This is a genomic window from Streptomyces sclerotialus (assembly GCF_040907265.1).
Lineage (GTDB): Bacteria > Actinomycetota > Actinomycetes > Streptomycetales > Streptomycetaceae > Streptomyces > Streptomyces sclerotialus.
In genome coordinates, this window is sequence record NZ_JBFOHP010000002.1 from 8,015,934 (window position 1) to 8,040,822 (window position 24,889).

Consider the following 24,889-nt stretch of genomic DNA (forward strand, 5'->3'; position numbering starts at 1 on the left):
GTTACTGTCCCGGGAGTGGCTTGCCATGAAAGGACTGTAACCAGGTCAAACACTGATGATCAGCTGGTGGCTGATGAGTTGATGTTGGACCGCGTCGGGAGCGCACCCCTTCGGATCGCCTGTTCACGAATGAGATGATCTTGGTGTGGTGGGCGTGATCTCGGTGTCGGAGCCGTCCTGGGCGGCCCCGTTCACCGGGCTGAGCCCGCGCTGCTCACGCACGTTGATGACGGTGGTACGCCGAGAAGTCACCAACGAGCCGGTGCGCGGACGGCCATGGGGCCTGTTCCCCGGAGGGCCGTGATGCCGCACCGCCGGGCGCAGGGTCAGGCCGCACTCCCGGGCTGGAAACAGGAACACAATTGCTTCCACGAGCAGGTACGGTTCCGAGTGGAGCACGTCTTCGCCCGCATGAAGGGGTGGAAGAGCCTGCGTGACGGCCGCCTCAAGGACGATGGCGTGCACCACGCGATGCTTGGCATCGCGCACCCGCACAACCTCGCCCTCACGGACCGAGCGAACAACTCGGCCGGTGGCCATCCGCCTCCCGCCGCAAAGAAGATCGGTTACGGGACGACCCCCTACCCTTGGTGACCGCCGCAATTCAATGCTGTGATGTACGCGGCCGACCTGCTGCTCCCGGTCGTCGACTTCGGCCAGGAGAAGGCGTTCGCGCCCACCGGGCCGTACCAGTGGCTGGCCTTCCTCCTCACGGCGGCGGGCTGGGTGTTCGCCACCACCGTGGCAGCCGGCGCCACACGCAGCCTCACACGTCAATGACGCATGGCGAACCCGCTTGATCAGGTCCTGGTAGAGCCTCATGGCCGGCTCAGTTGGCTGTTGTCTCGAGGTCCGTGTCGGAAAGCTCCTCCGCTCCCGGCTTCCCCCTGTCGGGGTAGCCGCCCGCGCCTCGGCGGGTGACGCGGAGCATGTCGTGCATGGCGTCCGCCGTGGTGATGATTTCGTCGAACAGGGCATGCATCGAGGCCCTGGTGTCCGCGAACCACTTGTCGAATTCCTTGCGGTCGCTCGGCGGGAGTTCATTGTCCCGCGCCTGCCTTCGAGCATCCTGGTCGATGATTATCGACTCCAGCACGTCGCCACTGTAGGCCCTGATCGCCGCGCCGCCGTTCCAGTCCCTCGTACCGCACGTGTCCACGGCGGCCAGCACGTTGCGGGACAGTTCCGAGTACCTCAGTGAGTTGGGGTCGGAACCGCTCGCGTCCTTCGCGGCTCCTTGCATCGCGGAACGGAACCGGGGGTGCTCCCGCTTGACCCCCGCCTTCGCCGCTTCCTCCTTCAGCCTTTCCAGCTTCCCCTTCGCCCCTTGCTGGGCAAGCGCCCGGCCCCGCTGCTCCTTGCTCAGACTCCGGCCTTGATCGTTGAGTTCCTTGATCCGCTGATCCCGCATGCTCTTCAATTTGCTGTGAACATTGTCAGCCAGCGAATTGAGCGCGTTGAAGATGTGCTCTCCCTGCTTCGATGAGCCGGTGTTCTTCGGTGCGCGCTGAACGTCGGCCGACTGAGCTGAAGGGGAAACGGCGTGTTGCGGGCCGTCCGCTGCCGATTCCCCGGGTTGCCGGCTGTCCACGGCACGCTGGACGGGGGCGGCCATGACCCGGGTGGCGTTGGCTTCGGCCTCGCGCTCGAAACGGTCGGAGGGGTCGGAGACCTTGAGTCCGGCCCCGTTGTCGGTACCGGCAACGGGCCCCTGGCGCTGCTGGATGACGTGTGTCAGCTCGTGGGCGAGCGTGTGCTTGTCGGCGCCGCCGTCACCGATGACGACGTGATTGCCCGAGGTGTAGGCGCGGGCACCCACTTCGGCGGCGGAAGCCCGGGCAGTGCTGTCGGTGTGGAGGCGGACATCGGAGAAGTCGGCGCCGAGACGGGCTTCCATCTCCTGGCGTACCGCTTGGTCCATGGGCTGTCCGCCGCTGCTGAGTACGTCGTGGACGGCGGAGCGCTGTACGGGAGCGGGGGCCGACTCGGTCTGCTGGTGACCGCAGCCGGCGCTGTGCTCGTGGTGTTCCTCCTCGTTCGCCCGCTGGAGCATGCGGGCGACGGCAGCGTTGCCGGCGGACCGCTGCAGGGCGAGGAGCGACTGCGAGGGCGTGGCTCCGAGCCTGGACCGACCCGTTCCCGACGCGCTGGTGCGGTCCGGCGCCCGGTTGACGGGACGGAACGTGTTGCTGTCAGGGTCTTTGCTGGTGTCCCGGGCGCGCATGGGGTCCTCTCCGCGAGTGATGACGTCCCTCCTGCATACGCGGTCGGCAGCCGGCAGGTCAGGGGCGCCAGGGCAGAGGTCGGTGCACGATCGGACGGCGGAGGCGGGCCGCTCGGACATTGCTTTCTGTCCGCCTCGCCCACCCCGCCCGCTGCGTCAGTCTCCGTGCGGGAGACCGACACCGCCCCCGCACCGGCCGCACTCTGAGCAACCGCCCGACCGCCCCAACCGGCCGCCCGACCGACTGCCCAACCGTCCGCCCGGCCGCCCGGCCGCCCGACCGCCTGACCACCTGACCACCCGGCCGCCGGACTCGAACTGGAGTGGGGCATGCGTTTTAGCATGGCCGCATGGAGATATCGAAGCTGTCCGCCGAGGCGCGGCAGCGGCGTAGTGCTGAGATACGGGCGTTTCTGCGCTCGCGGCGGGCGCGGCTGACGCCCGCGGACGTGGGTATGGCGGCGGGCAGCGGTCGACGTACACCGGGGCTGCGGCGCGAGGAAGTGGCGGTACTCGCGGGAGTGGGTGTCTCCTGGTACACGTGGCTGGAGCAGGGGCGCGACATCAACGTGTCGGCCGAAGTGCTGGACGCCATCGCCCGAGTACTGCGCCTGGCCGCCGCCGAGCGCGAGCACCTGTACCTGCTGGCCGGACTGAATCCGCCCCAGGCCGCGCCAGCGGACCGCGCCGTCCCGGCGGGGATCCGCCGGGTCGTCGACGGGTGGCTGCCGCGGCCCGCGTACGTCATCGACCGGCACTGGAAGCTGGTCGCCGTCAACCGGGCGGCCCAACTGGTATTCGGGTACGGGGAGTTCGACCACAGTTGTCTGGTCAGCTTCTTCACCGGTGCGCACTTCCGCGCCGTGCTGTGCGGCTGGGAGGACGCGGCGCGGCAGATCGTCGGCCTGTTCCGCGCGGATGCCGCGCGCTACCCGGACGATCCGGAGTTCGGCCGGCTCGCGGAGGACATGTGTGCCGTCAGTCCCGCCTTCGCCGCCGTCTGGGCAGAACATCCGGTGGGCGCCGCGACCGAGGGCACCAAGTCACTGGTGCACCCCTCAGCGGGAGAGCTGACATTCGACTACACGATGCTGCCCGTCTCCGATCTGCCGGGCGCTCGGCTGCTGCTGTACACACCGGCGGGCGGGACACCGACCGAGAGCCGCGTGGTCGACCTGCTGGACGCTGACGAGCTGGTCACGGTCACCGCCTCGTAAGGCCGTGTGAGGCCGTACCACCACGCGCCATGGCGCGGCACGGCGCGGCACGGCTCTGTGGTGTCGTCGACCGGCCGCGCGGTCGCTGGTCAGTGCCGAGGGTGGTGGTGACAGACCCAGGATCAGGTGACACTGCCGGCATTCCCCGTACCGCCTCAGGATCGTTGGCATGCAGCGATTCACGAACAAGACGGTCCTGGTCACCGGCGGCACCAGCGGTATGGGGCTCGCCACCGCGCGGCGGCTCCTGGACGAGGGCGCCTACGTCGTCATCACCGGCCGCGACACCGCACGCCTCGACGCGGCGGTCGCCCAGCTCGACGCGGTGGAGGACCGCGTCCTGGCCGTGCGGGCCGACGCGGCCTCCCTGTCCGACCTCGACACACTGATGCGCCGTATCGAGACCTGGCGAGGCACGCTGGACGCGGTCTTCGCCAACGCCGGGGTCGGCGTCTTCAAGCCGACCGCGGAGATCACCGAGGAGGACTTCGACCGGACGGTCGACGTCAACTTCAAAGGTGTCTTCTTCACCGTGCAGAAGGCGTTGCGGCTGATGCCGCGGGGCGGCGCCGTCGTCATCAACGCCTCCTGGACCCTGTACCGCGGACTGCCCGTCGCCTCTGTCTATTCCGCCAGCAAGGCGGCGGTACACAACCTCGCCCGCACCATGGGCTCCGACCTGGCCGCCCGCGGCATCCGCGTCAACTCCGTCAGCCCCGGCTACATCGACACACCGATGTGGCGCGGGGCCAACACCCACCCGGAAGCGGAAGCCCGCAACTCCGCCGAGGTGGCACTGGGCGCGCTCGGTCATCCGGACGAAGTCGCCGCGGCCGTCGCCTTCCTCGCTTCCGACGACGCCGCGTACATCACGGGCCAGGACCTCGTCGTCGACGGCGGCCTCGTCGGCTCGGTACCGGCCCGATGAGCGTGGCGGGTGCCGCTCTGCCGCTCCGCTCACAGGTCCTTTCGCAGGAGGGCACACATCGTTTCGTAGCGATGGACCGTCCCGTCGGGTGCTTCCTCGTCCCACGCATCCGGCCTGCGGCTGTACTCGACGTAGCCCAGGCGCTCGTACAGGGCGCGAGCCCGCGGGTTGTTCTCCTCCACCGCCAATTCGGCCCTTCGCAGGCCGCGGTTCCTGATCCGCTGTTCGGCGGCTCGGATCAGCAGTGATCCCAGGCCACAGGACTGGAGTGCCGGGAGCACGGCGAGCTGCCACAAGGTTCCGGCCCCTTCGGTGACCTGGTAGTCGATGCCGCCGATCGCCACCGGTAGGTCCGTAGGAGTGCAGACGGCCAGGTAGTCCACCTCGCCCGCCGAAGCGCGGGCCAACTCACGCTCCACGTGGCGCAGGTGGGTTGCCGAGCCGGACCAGGTGCACGCGGGCAGGTCCCGGGGCAGCAGGTCGCGCACGCTGACGGGCATGACGATGGTGGCGTCGGCGGTGGCCTTGCTGGGGGCGTGTGTGGTGTTCACAGCCCCGAGCATGCCTACCGTCGCGATGGCGCGGCAACGCATGTGGTCCCACGGCCCGTCGGGAGCGAGTCCGCCGGTCCGGTCGGCCGCCGGGTCAGTCGATCTCGAACCGTCCTGGGGTGGGCACCGCCGGTGCCGCTGCGGGCGCCTGGGCCGGCTCCAGGGCCTGGTTCCCTTCCAAGGCGCTCGCGCCGACCCAGTTCAGGTCGGAGTCGAAGTCGGATTCGCTGTCGCTGCTGTTCGGTGCCTGGGTGGCATCCGAGATGCTTTCGCCCTTTCTGGGTTTTCCTTGCTTCTGGTTGATCCGCTTTATCGCGTCCTGCAGGGCATTCGGGTTCTCCAGCAGGGGAAGTCCGATCCCGGGTGCTTCCTTCCCGGTGGCTGCCTTGAAGGCGCCGCGGGCAAAAGTGGTGCAGTTGTACGATGCGAGGCTGTAGGGGTGATTGGAGTTGTGGGTGACGTACTCCTTGAACTTCTCCACCTGGGCGGCCGTCAGTTCCACATCGAGCCTGCTGGTGGCGTCGTCCGGACTGTCGTAGTTCTTGCGGACCGCGCCGCGCACCGTCCTGAAGGCATTGCGGGCGTTGACTTCTTCCGTCGGGAAGAATCCGTAGGTCTTGTACGAGGTGTCGTCCCCTGATTTCGTGTACAGGGTCACCCACGCGTGTCCGAAGCCGCCCGCTACGTATTGCGCCCGATGGGTCCTGCTCGTCTTGCGGACCTGAATGTGGAGCCGGTAGGTGGGACTGCCCGCGTCGTTCTCGCCGGCCCGCTGGAGAGCGAGTGCGCCGGTCTCCGGCCGGCGGTTGAGCAGCTGCGTCACGGCGGCGTTGCCCGCGCTGCGTTGGAGGGCGAGCATCTGAGCCGCGTCCATCTGAGCCGTGTCCAGGTGGCTCCCGGCGCCTTCGGTGGTCACCGTGATGGGCAGCGCCGGGCGGGGCGAGGGGACGGAACGCTGTGGCCTCGCGACGTGCTGTGGTCTCGCGGCGACCGGAGCGCGGCCACCCCGGGCTGCGGGGTGGACGGGTTGTCCGTGTTGAGGTCCCATCACGTTGACTCCCTCTTGGCGCGTGCCGTGACAGTCGGTCATTCCCGCACGGTGAGCCGTGGCCGGTCGAGAGCCGTTCGGGCAGTCCTGTGGGCAATGTGGAAGGGAAGGTGATTGCGTTCAACTTATTGACTGGACTGGGGTGTGTTCATAGCTTGTCGACGCACTAGTTGGTGACGAGTGGTGACGTGAAGCGGCGTGAAGTGACGTGAAGTGAAGAGGGGCGGCTGGCTGTTGCCGCCACGGTCCACCGAGGAGGACACGTGAGAGCCATCCGTATGCTCAGGGCATTGGCCCCGCTGCTGGCCGGCGCCATGCTCGTCGGTGCCGCGCCCCTGGCCGGTGCGGTCCCGGCCTCGGCACGGCAACCGGACAGCGTCGTCCGTACCGAGCAGGGTTCGGTACGGGGCAGAACCACCGCGGACGGGCGCCAGTTCCTCGGCATCCCGTACGCCGCCCCGCCCGTCGGGCCACTGCGGTGGCGCGCCCCGAAGCCGGTGACGCCCTGGCCGGGTGTCCGCGACGCCACCGAGTTCGGCCACCGCTGTGCCCAGAGCAGCAGCTGGGACCCGGGTTACGAAGACCCGACGTACACCGAGGACTGCCTCAACCTGAACGTCTACACACCGACCGCTTCCGCCCATGAAGGCCACGAAGGCCACGAAGGCCACGAAGGCCACGAAGCCCGCGAAGGGCGGAAGCTGCCGGTCATGGTGTGGTTCCACGGTGGTGGGCTCACCGGCGGCGCGGGCGCCGACGTCGTCCCCGACACCTTCGCCGCCAAGGGCGGGCTCGTCGCGGTCACCATCAACTACCGCCTCGGCGCCATGGGATTCCTCGCCACGCCCGGCCTGGGCCGGGAGGCCGCGGACCGGACCTCCGGCAACTTCGGTATGCAGGACCAGCAGGCAGCCCTGCGCTGGGTGCGGGCCAACATCGCCCGGTTCGGCGGCGATCCGGACCAGGTGACGATCGCGGGCGAGTCGGCCGGCGGCCGCTCCGTCTGTACCCATCTCGCCTCGCCCACCGCCCGCGGACTGTTCCACCGCGCGATCATCCAAAGCGGTGCGTACGGTGACTGCGGTGCCCGTGACCGCCGGGCCGCCAACGCCGACGGCACGGCCTTCGCCGCTTCTCTCGGCTGCGATGACCCGGCGACCGCAGTGGCATGCCTGCGAGGCAAGCCCGCGAAAGAGATCGTCGAGGCTCAGGCAGGCCACGACTGGGGGCCCGTGACGGGCGGTTCCTTCCTGCCCGAACAGCCGGCTTCCGCCTTCGCGCACGGTCGTTACGCCCAGGTCCCGGTACTCAACGGGGCGAACAGTGACGAAGGAACGCTCTTCGCCTTCGGTGCGTACGACGCCAACGGCACACCGCTCACCGCGGCCCAGTACCCGCAGGCCCTGCGCAAGGCGTTCGGGGCCGAGACCGGCGAGAAGGCCCTCGCCCGGTACCCGCTGGACCGGTACTCCACGCCGACGCTCGCGTACGGTGCGTCGGTCGGTGACCAGCTGATGGCCTGCCCGGCCCTGCGTCTCGACGCACGCCTCCGGACACGTATCCCGGTGTACGCCTACGAGTTCGCCGACCGGACGTCGCCGCCCTTCGAGTCGCTGCGTGACCTCGGCACCGACTTCGCCTTCGGCGCGACCCATGTCAACGAGGTGCAGTACCTGTTCAAGCACTTCGGCCACGACGCGCCGCTCAATGCCGAACAGCGAGCTCTGTCCGACCAGATGACTGCCTACTGGACGTCCTTCATCCGCACCGGCATCCCGCACGCCGCCGGTCAGCCGGACCTGCCCGATCAGCGCACCCGCCCCGGGACCGTCCTGTCGCTGCGCACCGCTTCGGCAGGCGGCAACGCGCCGACCTCGGCACTCCACAGCGAGCACCTGTGCGACCTCTGGGACGCGGCGGCCGCTACCAGGTAACCGGCAGCTCGTGCACCCCGTAGATGACCGCGTCGTGCTTGAAGGGAATCTGCTCCACGTCGACTGCGGGGCGCAGGGTGGGGACGCGGCGGAAGAGGGTGGGGTAGCGGACCTGGAGTTCCATCCGGGCCAGCGGCTGGCCTACGCAGTGGTGGGTGCCGGCGCCGAAGGCCAGGTGGGCGCGGGCGTTGCGAGTGATGTCCAGGGTGTCGGGGCCGGGGAAGGCCTGGGGGTCCCGGTTGGCGAGTTCGCTGAGGAGGATGACACCCTCCCCGGCGCGGACGGTCACCGCGTCGGCGATCACCTTGGGGTCGTCGGTGTCCCGGATGACGGCGAGCTGGTCCGGGTGCTCCAGCAGGAGGAGCGTGCCCAGGGTGATCATGTTGGCGGTGGTGTCGTGTCCGCCGAGGAGCAGGAGCACGTGTCCCAGGACCTCCAGCGGGACCGGCGTCAGAGGAGTGATCTGCGGTCGATCTTGCCGTTCGTGTTGAGGGGGAAGGCCGCGCGGTGGTGGAAGCGGCTGGGCAGCATGTAGACGGGGAGCCGGTCGCGGAGGAACTTCGTCAGGTCGGCGGGGGAGGTGGCGGTGCCTGTGTAGAAGGCGACCAGGGTGGATTTGTCCGCCGTCTCGTGGGCCACGACGACCGCCTCGGTCACGTGCGGGTGGCGGGTGAGCTGGGACTCGATCTCGCCCACCTCGATGCGGTGGCCGCGCACCTTGACCTGGTCGTCGATGCGGCCGAGGAAGACGATGCCGCCGTCCCCCTCGTGGACCAGGTCGCCGGTCCGGTACCAGTGCCGGTCGGTGGGCGCCGTACCGTCCGGCAGTACGGTCGCGACGCGGTCGGGGGCCCAGTCCAGGAACCGGGCGGCGTTGTGGGCGGGGTCGAGGTATCCGGAGAACCGCTGGGGGCCGCGGACGCACAGCTCTCCGGTCGGTGCCGGGCGGCCGTCGTCCCCGAGGACGACGTGTTCGAGGTGGGGGAGTACCTCGCCGATGGGCATCGTGCCGTTCTCGCCCGCGGCCGTCAGTGCGCCCCGCCGGCCCAGGTTCTTCTGGACGCAGACCACGCTCACCTCGGTCGGCCCGTACAGGTTGCGCAGTTCGGCGTGGGGCGCGGCCTCGGCCCACTGCTCGGCCTGGGTGGCGATGAGCCGTTCCCCGCCGAACATGACCTTGGTGAGGGTCGGCATCGAATCCGGTTCGAGCGATCCGGTGCGGGCGGCGATGCTGCCGACGGACGGTACGCAGAACCAGTGCGTGATGCGCTTCGCGGTGACGAACCGTGAGGGCTGGACCACGTCGTTGGGGCGGGGCACGACGAGCGCACCGCCTGCTCCCCAGGTGACGAAGAGTTCGTAGACGGCGACGTCGAAGGTGAGCTCGACGTTCTGGGAGGTGCGGTCCTGCGGGCCGAATCCGCAGTCGGATATCGCCCAGTCGATGAACGGCACGATGTTGGCGTGCCGGATGGGGACGCCACGGGGGGTCCCGGTCGAGCCGGAGGTGTAGAGGATGTACGCGATGTCGGCGGGGCGGGGCGGCCGGCCCTGCGAGCCGGCGGGGGGCGTGTTGGTCTCCGTGCGGAGGCGGGTGAGGAGGTCGCCGTCCGCGGTCAGTACGGGGACGCCGAGGTCCGCCGGTTGCGAGGAGCCTTTGCGTGCGCTGGTGCCGTCGGTGAGGACGATGTCCAGGGCACCGTCCTTGACGATGGTCAGCAGCCGGGCGGGCGGGTGTGCGGGGTTCATGGGGACGGCGGCGGCCCCCAGGCGGAGGGCGGCGAGGTAGCCCGCGTACGCCGTGAGGCTGCGGGCGGCCAGCAGGCCCACCGTCGCCGGGCGGCCGCCGTGGCTGCGGACGATCTCCGCGGCCAGCCGGTCCGCCAGCCGGTCCAGTTCCGCGTAGGTCAGGGTCTCGTCGCCCACCTCCAGCGCGGTGCGGTGCGGATGGCGGGCGGCCGATGAGGCGTAGAGCTCATGGAGGGTCGAGGGAGCCGGCGCAGCCACGGAAGGGTTCCTTTCGTTGCGTCCCGGCGGACCGTCACAGCACGTCTGAGACGGTCCGCAGGACGAGCGGCCAGGATTCGTTGAGGTACATATGACCGCCGGGCAGTTCCACCGCCCGGTACTCCGCCGAGGTGCAGGCCTGCCAGTCCTGCCAGTCGGCGACCGGTACGGTCGCGTCCTCGCTGCCGCGGAGCGCGGTGAGGGGTACCGGCAGGGGCGGCCGGTCCGCGGGGGCGTACCCGGTGAGCAGCGCGATGTCGGCGCGTAGTGCGGGGAGCAGGAGTTCGCGCAGCTCCGGGTGGTCCAGGGCTTCGAGGGGCTGCCCGGTGAACTCGCGCAGCCGCGCCACCGTCATGGCGTCGGAGCCGGTCGCCGGCCACGGGGCGCGGCGCCGGCGCGGGCTGACCGAGCCGCTCACGACGAGGTGGTGCGGTACGGGTCCGCCGGTCTCCAGGAGCCGCCGGGTCGCTTCGTAGGCGAGTAGGGAGCCGAGGCTGTGCCCGAAGACGATGAAGGGGCCGGCGCCCGCGGCCTGCCGGATCCGCTCCGCGATTCCGTCGGCCGCCTCCGGGACGGAGCGGTAGAAGGGCCGGGTGAATTCCTCTTCACGGCCGGGCAGTTGAATGGGGACGATGGTGAGTCCGGCCGGTGACGATTGCTGCCAGTGCCGGTAAACGCCCGCGCCCGCGCCCGCATAGGGGAGACACATCATGCGCAGCGGCGAGCGGCCGTCCGTGTCACCGGGCCGGGGGGCCGTCGGGTTCAGGAGGCTTCGGCCTTTGTGTCGAGCAGTCGCCGGAGTCCGTCGACTCCGTCTGTTTCCAGGATGTCGATGAAGTCGATTTCGACTCCGGTCGCCTGGAACAGGGCGGTGGAGAGTTTCACCGCGAGAAAGGAGTCCCCGCCGTTCTCCAGGAAACTCAATTCGGGGTCGGCGCCCGCGCCGAGGGCTTCGTTCCAGGTCTCCAGGACCGGGTCGGCGTCGCCGCCGGACCGGGGATGTTCAGACACCACCGCAGTTTCCCCCAAGGAATGCATTGTCGATGACTGCATGCGTGAGCGGCGAAGTCCGGCGTGCTCGTGAGGCCTGGAACGCAAGGCGCTCCGGGGCCGGTGGTGGGGTAGTTGAAGCTCGTAACTTCCCCTGAGCAGCGCGGATTTCGGAGGTGACAGTAGCCAGGGCGAGATCGTTCGTGCAATGTGATGCACGTCACAAGGGGTGTGGGGTGTCATTCCCGTAGGGGGCCGGTGGGAATCCGCGACAGACCGGACACTTGGCCTGCTGGCTGGAAATCGACGGTTGTCCGGAGGTGTTGACTCAAGGCAAGGTCTGCTCCAGCCTCCTTTTCGTCGGCTCTTCTCATGAGTGACTGTCCGCAGCTCCACAATTCCCGAAGGGTTGACCGCTTGAGCGACGCATCCACGCTTGTCGTCGTCTACGACGTAGGAAGTCTCGCCCCACTTCGAATGGCGGCGGTGGCCCGCCGGAACGACTGCCGACTCGTATTCGTCACAGCAGATACCGACCATGCACAGGAGATGATCCCGGTACTCGAAAGGCTGGGTTCGGTGGTCAACGCCGCCGGCCGCCCGGAGAGCGAGGTCATCGAAGAACTCCGCGGTCTGCGACCGGCCGGAATACTCACCTTCAGCGAATTCCGGATCGCCGACACCGCCCGGCTGGCGGCGGCACTCGGACTCCGTTACCACCCGACCGCCGACCTCCCGGCCATCACCCGGAAGGACCGCCAGCGCGAACGGTTCGCGCGCGCGGGCATCGACGGTGTCCGCTTCCGTACCGTCACGGCTCCGGAGGACGTGGACGACGCGATCGCGCACGTCGGCCTGCCGGCGATCGTCAAACCGGTGCTCGGCGCATCCAGCCGTAACACCGTCGCCGTCTCGGACGCCGACGAATGCCGGGCGATGCTGACCGCCGTACTGGAAGGCCGCGACGACGGGCCCGCCGAGACCGCCGTCATGCTCGAAGAGCTGCTGATCGGCAGGGACACCGCGGCGCCGTGGGGCGACTACATCGCCGTGGACTGCGTCGCCGACGGCGACGACGTCCGGCCGGTCTTCGTGACCAGCAAGTTCGCCCTGGCCCCGCCGTTCCGCGAACGCGGCGGCTACGGCGGCCACTCCGTCGTCCCGGAAGTGGAGGTGCAGGCGGTACGCGACCTCGCCTGCCGTGCCGTACGCGCCCTCAACATCCACGGCGTCGCCGACGTCGAGATCAAGCTGACCGCAGAGGGGCCCCGCGTCATCGAGGTCAACGGACGGCTGGGCGCCTGGGTCGACGACCTCGCGGTGCGGTCGGGCACCACGGACCCGGCGGACATCGCCGTGAAGGCCGCCCTGGGCCGCCCGTACACCGTCACCGCGACGGTCCCCGAGCACCCCGTCGCCTTCCACTACCTGATCGTGCCGCCCATGGGAGCGCGCCGCGTGAAGGCGGTGCACAACGTACGGGCCCTGCGTGAGCTGCCCCACGTGGACCGCGTGACCGTACTCGCCGAACCGGGCGAGTCCGTCGACTGGCGCATCGGCTCGCGCAGCAACGCGGCCGCCGTCATCGGCACCGTCGCCGACCACGCGGAGCTGGCGGCCACCGTGGCCGCGATCGAGGACGTGGACTGGATCGACTATGAGTGAACTCGTCGTCTTCGACCTGGACGGGGTCCTCGTCGACACCCAGTACGCGGAGAACGGCGGACTGGCGTACGTCGGCGAGCTGATGGGGCTCCGCATCTCCGCCGACCAGGCCGACGCACTCTTCGCGGGCAAGAAGATGCAGGAGTGCATCGACCTCATGGCGGACCTCGCGTCAGCCCCGCCGCCACCGGACGCCATGACCCTCGCACGGGCCCGCTGCGAGGAGCTGATCGGGGACCGGCTCGACCCCATCGACGGGGTCGCCGACGCGCTCACCTCACTGGACGCCCCCCTGTGCGTGGCCTCCAACAGCCCGCGCGACCTCATCGAGAAGCGGCTCAGCGGCGCCGGGGTGCTGCACCACTTCGGCGACCGGCTCTTCTCCGCCTACGACGCGGGGGCCTGGAAGCCCGACCCGCGGCTGTTCCTGTGGGCCGCGGCCCGGTGCGGCGCGGGGCCGGCGGACTGCGTCGTGATCGAGGACAGCCGGGTGGGCGTCGACGCGGCCCTGGCCGCGGGGATGCGCGTACTCCAGTACACCGCCGACCCCTCGGGACGTCCGCACCGCGAAGGCGTCGTCACCTTCTCCGAGATGCGGGCGCTGCCGGACCTCGTCCGCGCCGCGCGGCACACACCGTCCCGGACCGGATTCGCAGAGAGCAGAGGCACAGCGTGAACGACATGCGCAAGATCATGGTCCTGGGCGCCGGCGACCTGGGACGGCGGGTCTTCCACGAGCTCGCCCACGCCACGGGCGAACGCCACGTCCGGCTCGTCGGCAGGAACGCGGAAGTCACCCTGCGCGCCGCCAACCTGGCACGCTTCTGCGGCCTGCAACGCGGCCGCACGCCCCGGGTCGACCACGCCCTCACCGACCTGACCGACGTGGCCCGCACCGCCGAACAGATCGCGGCCTTCCGCCCCGACGTGCTCTTCCTCGCGGCGAGCTACCAGTCGTGGTGGCAGATATCGGCGCTGCCCGAGGCCGCCTTCCAGCGGCTGTACGCCGCCAACTACGGGCCCTGGCTGCCCATGCACCTGGTGCCGACGCTCAAGGCCATGGAAGCCGTGCGGATGGCGGACAGCGAAGCGGTCGTCGTCAACGCCTCCTACCCCGACGCCGTGCACCCGGTGCTCTTCGCCGTCGGCCTCTCGCCCCACCTCGGCATCGGCAACGTCGCCAACAACGTGCCGGGCATCCGCACCGCGGCCGCTGCCCAGCTCGGCCGGCACGTCGCCGACGTGGACGTACGCCTGGTCGCGCACCACTACGTCTCGCACCGCCTCTCGCGCCGCGGCGACAGCGGCCCCGCGCGCATGGGGCTCGCCGTCCTGTGCGAGGGCCGCGACGTCACCGCGACGGTGGACGTGCCCGACCTGCTGCGGCGGCTGCCCGGCGAGTACCGCCGTACCGGAGGCCTGCCCGGGCAGGCGATGACGGCGGCGTCCGCGCTCAGCGTCCTCGAACCGCTCATCGACGGACGCGACGCCGAGGTGCACGCCCCCGGCCCCGGCGGTCTCGTCGGCGGCTACCCCGTAGCCATCGAGTCCGGCACCTTCCGCACACTGCTGCCCGACGGCATGACCGAGGAGGAGGCCGTCGCCATCAACCTCTCGGGCCAGCGCCACGACGGCATCTCCGAGATCCGCCCGGACGGCACGGTGGTCTTCGAGAGCGCTTCGATGGGCGTACTGACCGAGGAACTGGGCTACGCGTGCGACGTACTGCCGCTGGCCGAGGCGGAGGACCGGGCCGCGGAGATCGCCGAGCGCTACGCACGGTACCGGGCACGCGTCACCGAACAGGTGGGGGTGGCCGGATGAGCACGGGCCCCGCACCGGCCTCCTGGCCGCTGACCCCGCACCAGACGGGCATCCACCTCGCCGACTCCGTCGCGGAACGGCCCGAGCTGCACAGTGTGGTCGTCGCCCACCGCCTGACCGGAGCCTGGGACGCCGAGCGCCTCAGAGACCGCTTCGGCACGCTCGTCCGCACCCACCCGGCGCTCTCCGCACGCATCGTCGAGGACCCGTCCGGGCTGCGCATGGCCCGCACGGACGCCGCGCCGGACTGGCGTGACGAGAAGGTACCGGACGACGCCACCGAAGCCGACACCACGCGGATGATCCGCGAGGAGGGCCGGCGCCCCCTGGACCTCACGCGCGGACCGCTCATCAGGGCCGCGCTCCTCCGCCGCGCCGACGACAGCGCCGACCTCGTCCTGACCGCAAGCCACCTCGCGGTCGACGACAGGTCCATGGACGAACTCGTCGCCGCACTGCTCTCCGACGGCGGCACCCCGCAGACCGGCGACTACCCGGCATGGGCGACGGCGGCCGCCGCAACGGCCGGGGACGGCGCCCGGCGCGCCGCGCACCTGCGCGCGGAACTCGCGGCCCTTGAGGCGGCGGGCGCACCCGAGTGGGGCTGCGGGGACAGCGACGCGGCCGACGCCGACGGCGCGCAGACGGAGTTCACCGTCCCCGCCGCCGTGTGGCAGCGGCTCACCGCCACGGCCCGGAGCCTCGGCGTCACCCGCTACTCCGCGCTCACCGCGGCCGTCGGCCTGGTCTGGGCCCACAACGGCCAGGCCCCGGCTGCGCTGGTGGGCGCGTTCGTCAGCCGCCGGCCCGTCCGCGAGCAGCACACCATCGGCTACTTCAGCTCCACCGTCGCCGTCCCCGTCCACCACACGGACGACCACACGGTCGGTGACCACCTGCGCGCGGTCCACCGCCGGGCACTCGGCGCCTACCGCACCGCCGACCTGCCGCTCTTCGACGTCCTCCCGGCCGGGGACACGGGACCGGCGGCAGCCGCGCTCAACGTCGCCGTCGCGCCGTACTGGCAGCCCCAGGTGTTGCACGCCGCCGGCCTCACCGCCGTGCCGCATCCGTCCCCCGACCTCGGCGTGGCCAAGTTCCCGATGCTGCTCTCCCTCGACCTGGAGGCGACGGACGAGGCCCGCGGGCTCATCCAGTACCAGCACCGGTGGTTCTCCCCGGACACCGCCGCCCGCTTCGCCCGCCAGGTCGTCGCCGTGCTCGAAGCCTTCGCCGACCACCCCGACGCGCCCCTGGGGTCGGTGGACACCCTCGCCCCGGACGACCGGCGTGCCGCCCTGGAAACCGCACGCGGCGCCCGCCTCGCGCCCGAAGCCGTATCGGTACCCGAGCTGTTCGCCCGGCGCGCGGCGCAGACACCCGACCGCATCGCCGTCACCGACGAGAAGACGGCGCTCAGCTACGCCGAACTGGACGCGCGCTCCGACACCGTGGCCCGCCGGCTCCTCGCGTCCGGGGTGGCGTCGGGGGACCGGGTCGGGGTGCGCATGGCGCGCTCGGCCGACCTGGTGGTCGCCCTGCTGGCGGTGCTCAAGACCGGCGCCGCGTACGTCCCGCTGGACCCGGCCTACCCCGAGGCCCGGCTCGCCTTCATGACCGAGGACGCCGGGATCTCCGTCGTGCTCGGCGACACGGCGGAACCGCCGCCGGGGGAGCGGCCGTACGCGACATGGGTCTGCGTGCACGGGACCGCGCCGGACGAGGACGTGGCGCTGCCCGCCGTCGACCCCGGAGCGCCGGCCTACGTGATCTACACCTCCGGCTCGACGGGGCGGCCCAAGGGCGTCCTCGTCGCGCACCGCAACGTCGTGGCCCTGCTGACCGCCACCCGCGGACCGCTGGACCTGGGGCCGGCGGACGTGTGGACCCTCTTCCACTCCTTCGCCTTCGACTTCTCGGTCTGGGAGATCTGGGGCTGCCTGCTGACCGGCGGGCGGCTGGTGGTCGTGCCCTACGAGGTCTCCCGCAACCCGGAGGAGTTCCACCGGCTGCTGGAAGAGGAGGAGGTCACCGTACTCAGCCAGACCCCGACCGCGTTCGGGCTGCTGCTGGCCACCGACCGCATGACACGCGGCGGACTCACCGTACGGCTCCTCGTCTTCGGCGGTGAGCCGCTGGACAGCGCGGCACTGCTGCCGTGGTTCGACCGCTACCCCACCGCCCGGGTGGAGAACATGTACGGCATCACGGAGACGACCGTGCACTGCACCAGCCACACCATGACCCGCGAGGACGCCCTCGCCGGCAGCCGCGCGGTCGGCCGGCCGCTGCCCGGCTGGGACCTGTACGTCCTGGACCCCGCCGGACGCCCGGTGCCGCCCGGCGTGCCGGGGGAGATCCACGTGGGCGGGGCGGGCGTCGCGCTCGGCTACCTCGGCCGGCCCGAGCTGACGGCCGAACGGTTCACCACCGGCGACCCCGCCACCGGCCCCGGCGGACGCCTGTACCGCAGCGGCGACCGGGGCCGCTACCTCCCCGACGGGACCCTGGAACACCTGGGCCGGCTCGACGCCCAGGTCAAGATCCGTGGCTTCCGCATCGAACTCGGCGAGATCCGCGGCGTCCTCCTCGAAGACCCCGCCGTGCACTCCGCCGCGGTCGTCGTCGGCGGCGCGGGCACGGCCGAGGCCCGGCTCGACGCCTACGCCGTCCTCGCCCCCGGCGGCACCGCCGAGGACGTCCTGCGCCGCGCGGCGGCCCGGCTGCCCGAGCACATGGTCCCCGCGACGCTGACCGCGTTGCCGGCCCTCCCGCTCACCGGCAACGGCAAGCTCGACACGGCGGCGCTGCCCGCACCGGGGACCGCCGGGAGTACCGGCGGCAGCCCCGCCGGACCGGAAACGGACGCGGCTCCCGAGGAGCCGGACGACGGTGCCGTACTCGACCGGATCACCGAGGTCTGGCAGCAGGTGCTCGGCGTACCGGTCGGCCCCGGCGACAACTTCTTCGCCCTGGGCGGCACCTCGCTGGTCGCCCTGCGCCTCAAGACGGCGCTGCGCGACGCCGGCCTCCCCGACCTCCGGCTCCGCGAGATCGTCCGCCACGCGACCCCGGCGGCGATGGCGGAACTGGTCCGCTCCCGCACGCGGGAGGGCGCCGTATGAGCCGCCCCGCCACTCCGGGACAGCTGCGCTTCTACCTGCTCGACGGGGCCGACGGCGGCGCCGCCCGCACCCTCGTCAAACACCTCACCGCCGAGGGGCCGGTGGCCGCCGGACGGCTGCGGCGCGCCCTGCGCCACGTCGTGGTGGCCCACCCCGCGCTGCGTACCTCGCTGCACCTGGAGGACGACGGACTCGTCCAGCACGTCCACGACGCCGACGAGGTCGAGACGGCCGTCGTCGAGACCGAGGAGCCCGAAGCCCTCGCCGAGAAGGAGCGCGCGGCGCTCGCCGTACCGTTCGTGCACGGCCGTGGCCCGCTCTGCCGGATCAGGGCGTTCGTCGGTCCCGGCCGCACCCACTGCCTGATCGCCGTGCACCACGCCGTCTTCGACGACGATTCGACGGCGATCCTGCTGACCGCGCTGGGCACCGCGTACGAGAAAGCCGCGGCCGAAGTTCCGGACGCCCACGGTACGGACGCCCACGGCACCGACGCCGCACCGCCCGTTCCGGCCGAGGGCCCGGCGCCGCTCGGCGAGGCGCGTCGCGAGGAACTGCGGGCCGCCTGGCGGGAGTACCTGGACGGCTGCCCGCAGACCACCGAACCGCCGTGGACGGTCCGCGGCTCCGGGCGCCGCCGGGAGATCCGCGACCGCATCCTCCCGGAAGCGCTGTCCGGCCGGCTCAAGGAGCGCGCCGAGCTGACCGGGGCGGGCCCGTTCGCCCAGTTCCTCACCGCGGTGTGCGCCGTCCTGAGCTGGTACCTGGACCGCGACGACGTCGTGGTGGCCGTCCCGGTCAGCGGCCGGGGCACCGGCGGCGACCAGCGGATCGGCTGTCTCCAGAACACCGTCCCGGTACGCCTCCGCCTCTCCGGCGCGGACACCGCGACGGCGGTGGACCGGACCGTCGACGCGCTCCTGGACGCGCTGGAGATGGCCGAGCTGCCCTTCGAGGACATCCTCGACAGCGTGGGTGCCGTACGCCGGCCGGACCGCAAGCCGCTGGCGCAGGTCCTGTGCACCGAGATCGTCCCCGTACCGGAGACGACCGCGGGCGGCGTGCGCTGGCGCGTGAACGAGCAGCTGGCCGAGGAGGCCGAGTACGACTGCGGGCTGGCGCTGTGCCACCTCCCCGACGGCCGCATGCGGCTGGAGGTGGCCTACCGGTCCGGCGCCCTGCCGCCCGACCGCGCGGCGCACATGCTGGACCACGTCGTCCGCTTCCTGGAGCAGGCCGCCGGGGACCCCGGACGCCCGCTCGCCGCGCTCGACCTGCTCGGCGATGAGGAGCGCCGCGAGCTGTCCGTCCTGGCGGGGCAGGAACTCGCTCCGGTGTCGCATCCGCCCGTGCACGAGCTGGTGTTCCGGCACGCCCGCGACACCCCGGACGCGGTCGCGGTGACCGGCGCCGACGGCTCGCTGAGCTACGCGGAGCTGGCGGAGCGCGCGGGCACGGTCGCCGGGGCGCTGGCCGGGAGCGGCGTACGGTCCGGCGACCGGGTGGGCATCTGCCTGCCCCGCGGCACGGACCTCGTCGCGGCGGTCCTGGGCGTATGGCAGGCCGGCGGCGTGTACGTGCCGCTGGACCCGGAATACCCGCAGGAACGCCTGCGGTACGTCGCCGAGGACGCGGACCTGGCAGCGCTCCTCGGGGACCGCGCGCTGCCGCAGGCGCTGCGGGACCTCCCGGGCCGCCCCGCGCTCGACATGGCCGCGCTCACCGGCTCCCGGCCGCCCGGGGAGCCGCCGGCTGCCGGTGCCGCGGGACCCGGCCGGGCATACCTGATCTACACGTCCGGCTCCACGGGACGGCCCAAGGGCGTCGTCGTGGGTCATGCGCAGCTGACGGCCCTGTTCGACGCCTGCGACCGGGAACTGCCCGGCGCCGCGGTCACCGTTGCGGGTACCAGCCTCTCCTTCGACATCAGCGCGCTCGAACTCTTCTGGCCCCTGACGCGCGGCCGGACGGTGCTGGTGACCGGCCACCGGCAGGTGACCGGCGCCGGAGTGCCGGACGGCGCGCTGTACCAGTGCACGCCCACCGTCGCCCGGCTCCTCACCGGCGACCCGGACGGCCGCGCCCTGCTGGGCCGGCTCGGCGGTCTGCTCGTGGGCGGCGAACCCCTCCCGCAGGACCTCGCCGACGACCTGGCCGCGCTCGTGCCCGGACCCGTGGTCAACTGCTACGGCCCCACCGAGACCACGGTCTGGTCCACCGTCTCGCGCGTGCGGTCCGGCGACCCCGTACGCATCGGTCTGCCGCTGCCCGGCGAGTCCTGCCACGTGGTGGACGCGCTCGGCCGGGCGCTCCCGCCGGGCTGCCCCGGCCGGCTGGTGATCGGCGGCGCCGGGGTCGCCGAAGGGTACTGGCGGCGGCCGCAGCTCACCGAGGAGCGGTTCGTCGCCACCGGAGGCGACGCCGGCCTGCGCGGTTACGACACCGGGGACCTGGCCGTGCTCGACGACCCCGGAGGGCTGCGCTTCCTGGGGCGGCGCGACGGCCAGTGCAAGATCCTGGGCCAGCGCGTCGAACTGGAGGAGGCCGAGGCGGCCTTGCGCTCCGCGCCCGGCGTCCCCGACCTCGCCGTCGCCCCGAACGCGGCGGCGACCCAGCTCGTGGCGTTCCTGCCGGACGGTCAGGCCGCGGACCGGGCACCCGCCTCCCCGGAGTCCGGCTCCCCGCAGGCTTCGCTGCGGCCCGTGCCCCACGACCTGCTCGACACGCTGCGGGCCCACGCCGAGGACTGGCTCCCGCCGGTCATGGTGCCGGTCGCCTGGTACCACGTGCCCGCGCTGCCGCAGCTGCCCAACGGCAAGCTCGACCGCGGCACACTGGCCCGCTGGGCGGCCGAGCCGCAGCCCGGCGCGCCCGGCGGGGCCACGGCCCGGACCGGCAGCACCGGAACGCGCCTGCGGCAGGTCTGGGAGCGGGTGCTCGGCGCTCCCGTGTCCGACCCCGACGCCACCTTCTTCGACCTGGGCGGTACCTCGAACGGCATGCTCAGGGTGCTGGCCGCACTGCGGACCGACCACCCCGGACTGACCGTGGGGGACCTCTTCCGACACACCACACTGCGGACCCTGGCGGCACACCTCGACGGCCACGGCACGGCCGCCGCTGACACCCGGCCCACGGGGGACACCCGTGGCCGCGACCGCTCCCGCGCCCTGAGCACCTGGCGCGCGAGACGGCAGCCCGCAGGACCGTCCGCCACGTCACGCGCCACGAATTGAGGCAGAAGCACATGCACGCACTCGACAGCGCCATCGCCGTGGTGGGAGTCGCCCTCCGGGTGCCCGGAGCCGCCGACGCACACACCTTCTGGGACAACCTCGTGCAGGGCCGGGTGGCCCTCCCGGGGGTCCGCGACGACGGCACCCTGGGAGTGGGCCGGATCGACCGGGCCGCCGAGTTCGACGCCGAACTGTTCGGCCTGACGCCCACTCAGGCGGCGGTCACCGACCCGCAGCAGCGCATCATCACCGAACTCGCCTGGCAGGCCCTGGAGGACGCGGGCCTCGACACCGAACGCGACCCGGGCCGGGTCGGGGTCTTCCTCGGCGGCGGGGACAGCGGCTACCGCCACCGCTACGTCGACACCGACCCCGCACTGAGCCGCGCCGCCGGCCGCCAGCAGATCTCCCTGGGCAACGAGAAGGACTTCCTCGCCACCTCGCTCGCCTTCCGGCTGGGCCTCACCGGACCGGCCCTGACCGTGCAGACCGCGTGCTCCACCTCCCTGGTCGCGGTGCACGTCGCCATGCGCAGCCTGCTCACCTACGAATGCGACATCGCCCTCGCCGGCGGCGTCACCCTCCAGCTGCCGCTGGACGAGGGGTACACCTTCCGGGAGGGCGACGTGCTCTCGCCCGACGGCCGCTGCCGCCCGTTCACCGAGGGCAGCCGCGGCACCGTACCCGCCAGCGGGGCCGGAGTGGTGGTGCTCCGCAGGGCCGAGGAAGCAACCCGCGGCACCCGCGCTGTACTGCTGGGCAGCGCCCTCAACAACGACGGCGCGGACCGGATGAGCCTCGTCGCACCCAGCCCGGCCGGCCAGGCGGCCTGCATCCAGGAGGCACTGGACGTCGCCGGCTGCAAGCCCGGCGACATCGGCTACGTGGAGACGCACGGCACCGGCACGGAACTGGGCGACCGCGTCGAGCTCTCCGCACTGGCCCAGGCCTACGGCGACGGCGACGGACCCTGCGCGCTCGGCGCGGTGAAGGCGAACATCGGCCACACCGACACGGCGGCCGGCGTCATCGGCCTGATCAAGGCCACCCTCGCCGTCCAGCACGGGACGATCCCGCCCGTACCCCAGCAGCCGGGGGACGGCCCCGACGCCGCCCTGGGCGCGGCACGCTTCCGGCTGCCCCGCCAGGCCACCCCCTGGCCCGCCGACCGCCCCCGGTACGCCGCGGTCAGCTCCTTCGGCCTGGGCGGCACCAACGCCCACGTGATCCTGGCCGAACCGGCACGCGCCGACGAGCCCGCCGCCTGGCCGGGACGGGGGCCGGCCGTGCTCTCGGCCGCGAGCCCCGACGCACTGCGGCGCACCGCGGCCGCGCTGGCCACGGCGGTACGCGACGGCGGAACACCGCTGACCGAGACCCTGGGCACGCTGTGGCACGGCCGCCGCCGGCTCCCGTACCGCTGGGCAGCCGCCGTCGAGGGCGGCGACGAGGCCACGGCGCGCGCCGCGCTGGCGGACGCCCTGGACAAGGCCGCGGCAACCCGCCGGGCGGTGACCGGCCCGTCCGTCGCCGTACTCCTGCCGGGACAGGGCGTCTCCCTCGCCGGTACCGGCCGTACGCTCCAGGCCGCCGACCCCGCATTCGCCCAGGACTGGCGCGAGCTGCGCGACCTCGTCCGCGCGCAGGGCGGACCGGACCTGGAGGACTGCTGGAACTGGCCGTCCGACGACCCGCGGTGGCTGCGGACCGCGGTCGTCCAGCCGCTGCTGTTCACCCTCGAACTGGCCCTGCTGCGCGGCCTCCAACGGCACGGCGTGACGCCCTCGGTCCTGCTCGGCCACAGCGTCGGCGAACTCGCCGCCGCCACCTGGGCCGGCGTCTTCTCCGAGGCGGACGGCGCGGCCGCCGTCGTCGAGCGCGGCCGCCTCATGGGCCAGGCACCGGCCGGCGTGATGACCGCGGCCCGGGCCGGCGAGGACCAGGTACGGGAGATCAGCGCGGGCCTGCCGGTGGACGTCTGCGCCGTCAACGCCGCCGACACGGTGGTGCTCGGCGGCGCGGCCGAGCACGTCACCGAGGCGGAACGGCGCTGCGCCGAGCGCGGCGTCAAGACCCGGCGGCTGCCCACCGCGCACGCCTTCCACTCCCGGTCCATGGCGGACGCGGCCGAGTCCTTCACCGCGTTCCTCCGCCGGCTGACCCGCCACGCGCCCCGTGCGACGGTGCTCTCCAACGTCACGGGCAAGGCGCTGACCGCCGCCGAGGCCACCGACCCCGCGTACTGGGGCCGGCAGCTGGGCAGCACCGTACGGTTCGCCGACGCCGTCGACACCCTCCTCGGCACGGCTCCCGACCTCGTGCTCGAAGCCGGGCCGGGGCGCACCTTCACCGCCCAGCTGCGCCGGGCCACCCGCGGCGCCGAGCACGCACCGGTACTCGCCGAACTGCTCGGCGACGGCTCGCGTGACGAGGCCGCCGTGCACCTGGCGGCGCTCGGCGCGGCATGGACGGCGGGGTGCGACGTGCCGGACCTCGTGGCGCCCCCGGTCACGGGCCGCCCGGTACCGGGGTACGTCTTCGCCGACACCACGTACTGGGCGGGCGCGGATCCCACAGGGCCGGCCGCGGACGCCGCTCCCGAGGCTGCTGCTGAGCCCGCCGCGGAAAGCGCTCCGCAAGGCGCGGCGGAGCTGCTCGCCGCCCTGTGGCAGGAGTCCTTCGGCGGTCCCGCGATCCGCCCCGAGGACAACTTCTTCGAGCTGGGCGGCACGTCCCTGCAAGCCGCGCAGCTCATCACGGTCATCGGCGACCAGCTGCTGCTCGACGTCCGCCTCCAGGACCTCTACGAGCACTCCACCTTCCGCGACTTCGCCGCACGGGTGCAGGAACTGCTCGACGAACGTGACGACAGCGGGCTGCTGGAACTGCTCGCGGAGATCGAGGCGGACGGCCGGCAGGAGGGGAACGCGTGAGCGGGATCGACGCACGACTCGGACAGCTCACCCCCGAGCAGCGCGAGCTGCTGCGGCGGCGCATGAAGGAGCGGGCGCGCGGCAGCGCCCAGGCCGTACCGCAGGAGACGTACGAAGGCCCGCCCGCCCGGCTCAGCCTGTACTTCTTCCCGCAGGCCCGCGCGCTGGCCGCACCCGACTACTACGACATGATGCTGCGGGCCTGCGAGTTCGCCGACGAGCAGGGCTTCCACGCCGCGTGGTTCCCCGAACGGCATTTCGTCGACTTCGGGGGCTCCCACCCCAACCCGTCCGTCCTCGCCGCCGCTGCCGCCGTACGGACCCGCCGGCTGGGCATCCGGGCCGGCAGCGTCGCCGCTCCGCTGCACCACCCGGTGCGCATCGCCGAGGAATGGGCGGTGGTGGACAACCTCTCCGGCGGGCGGACCGGCATCTCCTTCGCCAGCGGCTGGCACCCCGACGACTTCGTGCTCGCCCGCACGCCGTACGACGAGCGCAAGGACGTCCTGCTGCGCACCGCTGACCAGGTGCGCCGGCTGTGGGCGGGCGAGGCGGTGGAGTTCCCGAGCACGGCCGGCGAACCCGCGAAGGTCCTCGCGCAGCCCCGGCCCGTACAGCCCGAACTCCCCGTCTGGATCACCGCGGCCGGCAACCCGGACACCTTCGTGGCGGCCGGCACCGCGGGCCACGGAGTGATGACCGCGCTCCTCGGCCAGACCCTCAACCAGCTGCGGGAGAACATCCTGCGCTACCGGGAGGCCCGGCGCACGGCAGGCCACCCCGGCGACGGTGACGTGGTCGTGATGACCCACGCGTACGTCAGCGACGCGCCGGACCTGGAGGAGCGGCTGCGGCCCGCCCTCCACGCCTACCTCTCCTCCTACCGCTCCCAGACGGGCGGGGGAGAGGAGGAGGTACTGCTGGAGGCGGCCTTCCAGGACTACCTGGCGGGCCCGTCACTGCTGGGCGGCCCGGACAAGGCCCGTGCCGTACTGGCCAGGCTGGCCGAGGCGGGCGCCGACGAGGTGGGCTGCCTGATCGACTTCGGGCTGCCGGCCCAGGACGTACTGGCAGGCCTGCCCGCACTCGCCGGACTGCTGCCCGAAGCCGCCGGGCCCGCGTCCGCCGCACGGCCCGCACCCACCGGGCCCGCAGCCGCCGTCCGCCCCGACCCCGCTTCCGACTCCGGCGACAGGAGCGCGTGACC

The 24,889-nt window shown here is 72.3% G+C and carries 17 protein-coding genes and 2 pseudogenes; 12 read left to right on the plus strand and 7 right to left on the minus strand.

Annotated elements, in window-relative coordinates; genetic code table 11:
• Positions 1–300 precede the first annotated feature (300 nt).
• Both AAC944_RS35330 and AAC944_RS35335 read left to right on the plus strand, forming a co-directional pair.
• Positions 301–507: pseudogene (locus AAC944_RS35330) on the plus strand (IS5/IS1182 family transposase); the annotation flags it as partial.
• Positions 508–615: 108 nt separating this feature from the next.
• On the plus strand, positions 616–780 hold the full coding sequence (locus AAC944_RS35335; protein WP_196942973.1) for a hypothetical protein: 165 nt from the start codon (positions 616–618) through the stop codon (positions 778–780).
• Between the two features lie 49 nt (positions 781–829).
• Here the strand turns inward: AAC944_RS35335 and AAC944_RS35340 are convergent, their stop codons facing one another.
• Positions 830–2,224, minus strand: a complete 1,395-nt coding sequence (locus AAC944_RS35340) for an eCIS core domain-containing protein (RefSeq protein ID WP_078888531.1) — start codon at positions 2,222–2,224, stop codon at positions 830–832.
• Positions 2,225–2,574: 350 nt separating this feature from the next.
• On the opposite strand from AAC944_RS35340, the gene AAC944_RS35345 reads away from it, so the two are divergent.
• Together AAC944_RS35345 and AAC944_RS35350 are read left to right on the plus strand one after the other, a co-directional pair.
• Positions 2,575–3,441: a helix-turn-helix transcriptional regulator gene (locus AAC944_RS35345; protein WP_037772059.1), complete on the plus strand. Its 867-nt coding sequence runs from the start codon at positions 2,575–2,577 to the stop codon at positions 3,439–3,441.
• A gap of 169 nt (positions 3,442–3,610) precedes the next feature.
• Complete coding sequence (locus AAC944_RS35350; protein ID WP_030613915.1) at positions 3,611–4,369, plus strand: SDR family NAD(P)-dependent oxidoreductase; 759 nt, start codon at positions 3,611–3,613, stop codon at positions 4,367–4,369.
• A 29-nt stretch (positions 4,370–4,398) separates the two neighbouring features.
• On the opposite strand, the gene AAC944_RS35355 is transcribed toward AAC944_RS35350, so the two are convergent.
• Entirely contained in the window at positions 4,399–4,932 is a 534-nt protein-coding gene (locus tag AAC944_RS35355; protein WP_030613917.1) for a GNAT family N-acetyltransferase, read from the minus strand.
• An 82-nt stretch (positions 4,933–5,014) separates the two neighbouring features.
• The gene (locus AAC944_RS35360) at positions 5,015–5,836 is read right to left on the minus strand and encodes a hypothetical protein (RefSeq protein WP_196942975.1); all 822 of its coding nucleotides are present in this window, start codon (positions 5,834–5,836) and stop codon (positions 5,015–5,017) included.
• Between the two features lie 395 nt (positions 5,837–6,231).
• Between AAC944_RS35360 and AAC944_RS35365 the strand changes: the two genes are divergently transcribed.
• Positions 6,232–7,902 (plus strand): carboxylesterase/lipase family protein, encoded by a 1,671-nt coding sequence (locus tag AAC944_RS35365; RefSeq protein ID WP_368396670.1) that lies wholly within the window; start codon positions 6,232–6,234, stop codon positions 7,900–7,902.
• Here the strand turns inward: AAC944_RS35365 and AAC944_RS35370 are convergent.
• The 4 genes and pseudogenes from AAC944_RS35370 to AAC944_RS35385 all read right to left on the minus strand — a co-directional run.
• Positions 7,892–8,323: pseudogene (locus AAC944_RS35370) on the minus strand (cytochrome P450); the annotation flags it as partial. The gene AAC944_RS35365 and the pseudogene AAC944_RS35370 overlap by 11 nt on opposite strands.
• A 29-nt stretch (positions 8,324–8,352) precedes the next feature.
• Positions 8,353–9,909, minus strand: coding sequence for an amino acid adenylation domain-containing protein (locus tag AAC944_RS35375; RefSeq protein WP_030613925.1), 1,557 nt, complete (start codon positions 9,907–9,909; stop codon positions 8,353–8,355).
• Positions 9,910–9,943: 34 nt separating this feature from the next.
• Entirely contained in the window at positions 9,944–10,618 is a 675-nt protein-coding gene (locus AAC944_RS35380) for a thioesterase II family protein (RefSeq protein ID WP_030613926.1), read from the minus strand.
• Positions 10,619–10,671: 53 nt separating this feature from the next.
• Positions 10,672–10,920 (minus strand): acyl carrier protein, encoded by a 249-nt coding sequence (locus AAC944_RS35385; protein ID WP_196942977.1) that lies wholly within the window; start codon positions 10,918–10,920, stop codon positions 10,672–10,674.
• A gap of 528 nt (positions 10,921–11,448) precedes the next feature.
• Between AAC944_RS35385 and AAC944_RS35390 the strand changes: the two genes are divergently transcribed.
• From AAC944_RS35390 to AAC944_RS35420, 7 genes are read left to right on the plus strand one after another with little or no spacing between them, the layout of a single operon-like run.
• Positions 11,449–12,564 carry an ATP-grasp domain-containing protein gene (locus AAC944_RS35390; RefSeq protein ID WP_051871703.1) on the plus strand — a complete coding sequence of 372 codons (1,116 nt, stop codon included), beginning with the start codon at positions 11,449–11,451 and terminating at the stop codon, positions 12,562–12,564.
• The gene (locus AAC944_RS35395; protein WP_051871704.1) at positions 12,557–13,240 is read left to right on the plus strand and encodes an HAD family hydrolase; all 684 of its coding nucleotides are present in this window, start codon (positions 12,557–12,559) and stop codon (positions 13,238–13,240) included. The genes AAC944_RS35390 and AAC944_RS35395 overlap by 8 nt, the downstream gene beginning before the upstream one ends.
• 5 nt (positions 13,241–13,245) lie before the next feature.
• Positions 13,246–14,388 carry an SDR family oxidoreductase gene (locus tag AAC944_RS35400; RefSeq protein ID WP_037772128.1) on the plus strand — a complete coding sequence of 381 codons (1,143 nt, stop codon included), beginning with the start codon at positions 13,246–13,248 and terminating at the stop codon, positions 14,386–14,388.
• Positions 14,385–17,513 (plus strand): non-ribosomal peptide synthetase, encoded by a 3,129-nt coding sequence (locus AAC944_RS35405; RefSeq protein WP_051871706.1) that lies wholly within the window; start codon positions 14,385–14,387, stop codon positions 17,511–17,513. Before AAC944_RS35400 ends, AAC944_RS35405 begins: the two co-directional genes overlap by 4 nt.
• Positions 17,510–20,749 carry a non-ribosomal peptide synthetase gene (locus AAC944_RS35410; RefSeq protein ID WP_030613941.1) on the plus strand — a complete coding sequence of 1,080 codons (3,240 nt, stop codon included), beginning with the start codon at positions 17,510–17,512 and terminating at the stop codon, positions 20,747–20,749. Before AAC944_RS35405 ends, AAC944_RS35410 begins: the two co-directional genes overlap by 4 nt.
• A gap of 11 nt (positions 20,750–20,760) precedes the next feature.
• Positions 20,761–23,682, plus strand: coding sequence for a type I polyketide synthase (locus AAC944_RS35415; RefSeq protein WP_037772063.1), 2,922 nt, complete (start codon positions 20,761–20,763; stop codon positions 23,680–23,682).
• Positions 23,679–24,887 (plus strand): MupA/Atu3671 family FMN-dependent luciferase-like monooxygenase, encoded by a 1,209-nt coding sequence (locus AAC944_RS35420; protein WP_051871707.1) that lies wholly within the window; start codon positions 23,679–23,681, stop codon positions 24,885–24,887. Before AAC944_RS35415 ends, AAC944_RS35420 begins: the two co-directional genes overlap by 4 nt.
• Positions 24,888–24,889 lie beyond the last annotated feature (2 nt).

Excerpts from the sequence above, each read along its gene's own strand:
- AAC944_RS35405 (WP_051871706.1), top strand. The coding sequence starts at position 14,385 with ATGAGCACGGGCCCCGCACCGGCCTCCTGGCCGCTGACCCCGCACCAG.
- AAC944_RS35340 (WP_078888531.1), bottom strand. The coding sequence starts at position 2,224 with ATGCGCGCCCGGGACACCAGCAAAGACCCTGACAGCAACACGTTCCGT.
- AAC944_RS35410 (WP_030613941.1), top strand. The coding sequence starts at position 17,510 with ATGAGCCGCCCCGCCACTCCGGGACAGCTGCGCTTCTACCTGCTCGAC.
- AAC944_RS35415 (WP_037772063.1), top strand. The coding sequence starts at position 20,761 with ATGCACGCACTCGACAGCGCCATCGCCGTGGTGGGAGTCGCCCTCCGG.
- AAC944_RS35395 (WP_051871704.1), top strand. The coding sequence starts at position 12,557 with ATGAGTGAACTCGTCGTCTTCGACCTGGACGGGGTCCTCGTCGACACC.
- AAC944_RS35390 (WP_051871703.1), top strand. The coding sequence starts at position 11,449 with ATGATCCCGGTACTCGAAAGGCTGGGTTCGGTGGTCAACGCCGCCGGC.
- AAC944_RS35350 (WP_030613915.1), top strand. The coding sequence starts at position 3,611 with ATGCAGCGATTCACGAACAAGACGGTCCTGGTCACCGGCGGCACCAGC.
- AAC944_RS35335 (WP_196942973.1), top strand. The coding sequence starts at position 616 with ATGTACGCGGCCGACCTGCTGCTCCCGGTCGTCGACTTCGGCCAGGAG.
- AAC944_RS35400 (WP_037772128.1), top strand. The coding sequence starts at position 13,246 with ATGCGCAAGATCATGGTCCTGGGCGCCGGCGACCTGGGACGGCGGGTC.
- AAC944_RS35345 (WP_037772059.1), top strand. The coding sequence starts at position 2,575 with ATGGAGATATCGAAGCTGTCCGCCGAGGCGCGGCAGCGGCGTAGTGCT.
- AAC944_RS35355 (WP_030613917.1), bottom strand. The coding sequence starts at position 4,932 with ATGCTCGGGGCTGTGAACACCACACACGCCCCCAGCAAGGCCACCGCC.
- AAC944_RS35380 (WP_030613926.1), bottom strand. The coding sequence starts at position 10,618 with ATGTGTCTCCCCTATGCGGGCGCGGGCGCGGGCGTTTACCGGCACTGG.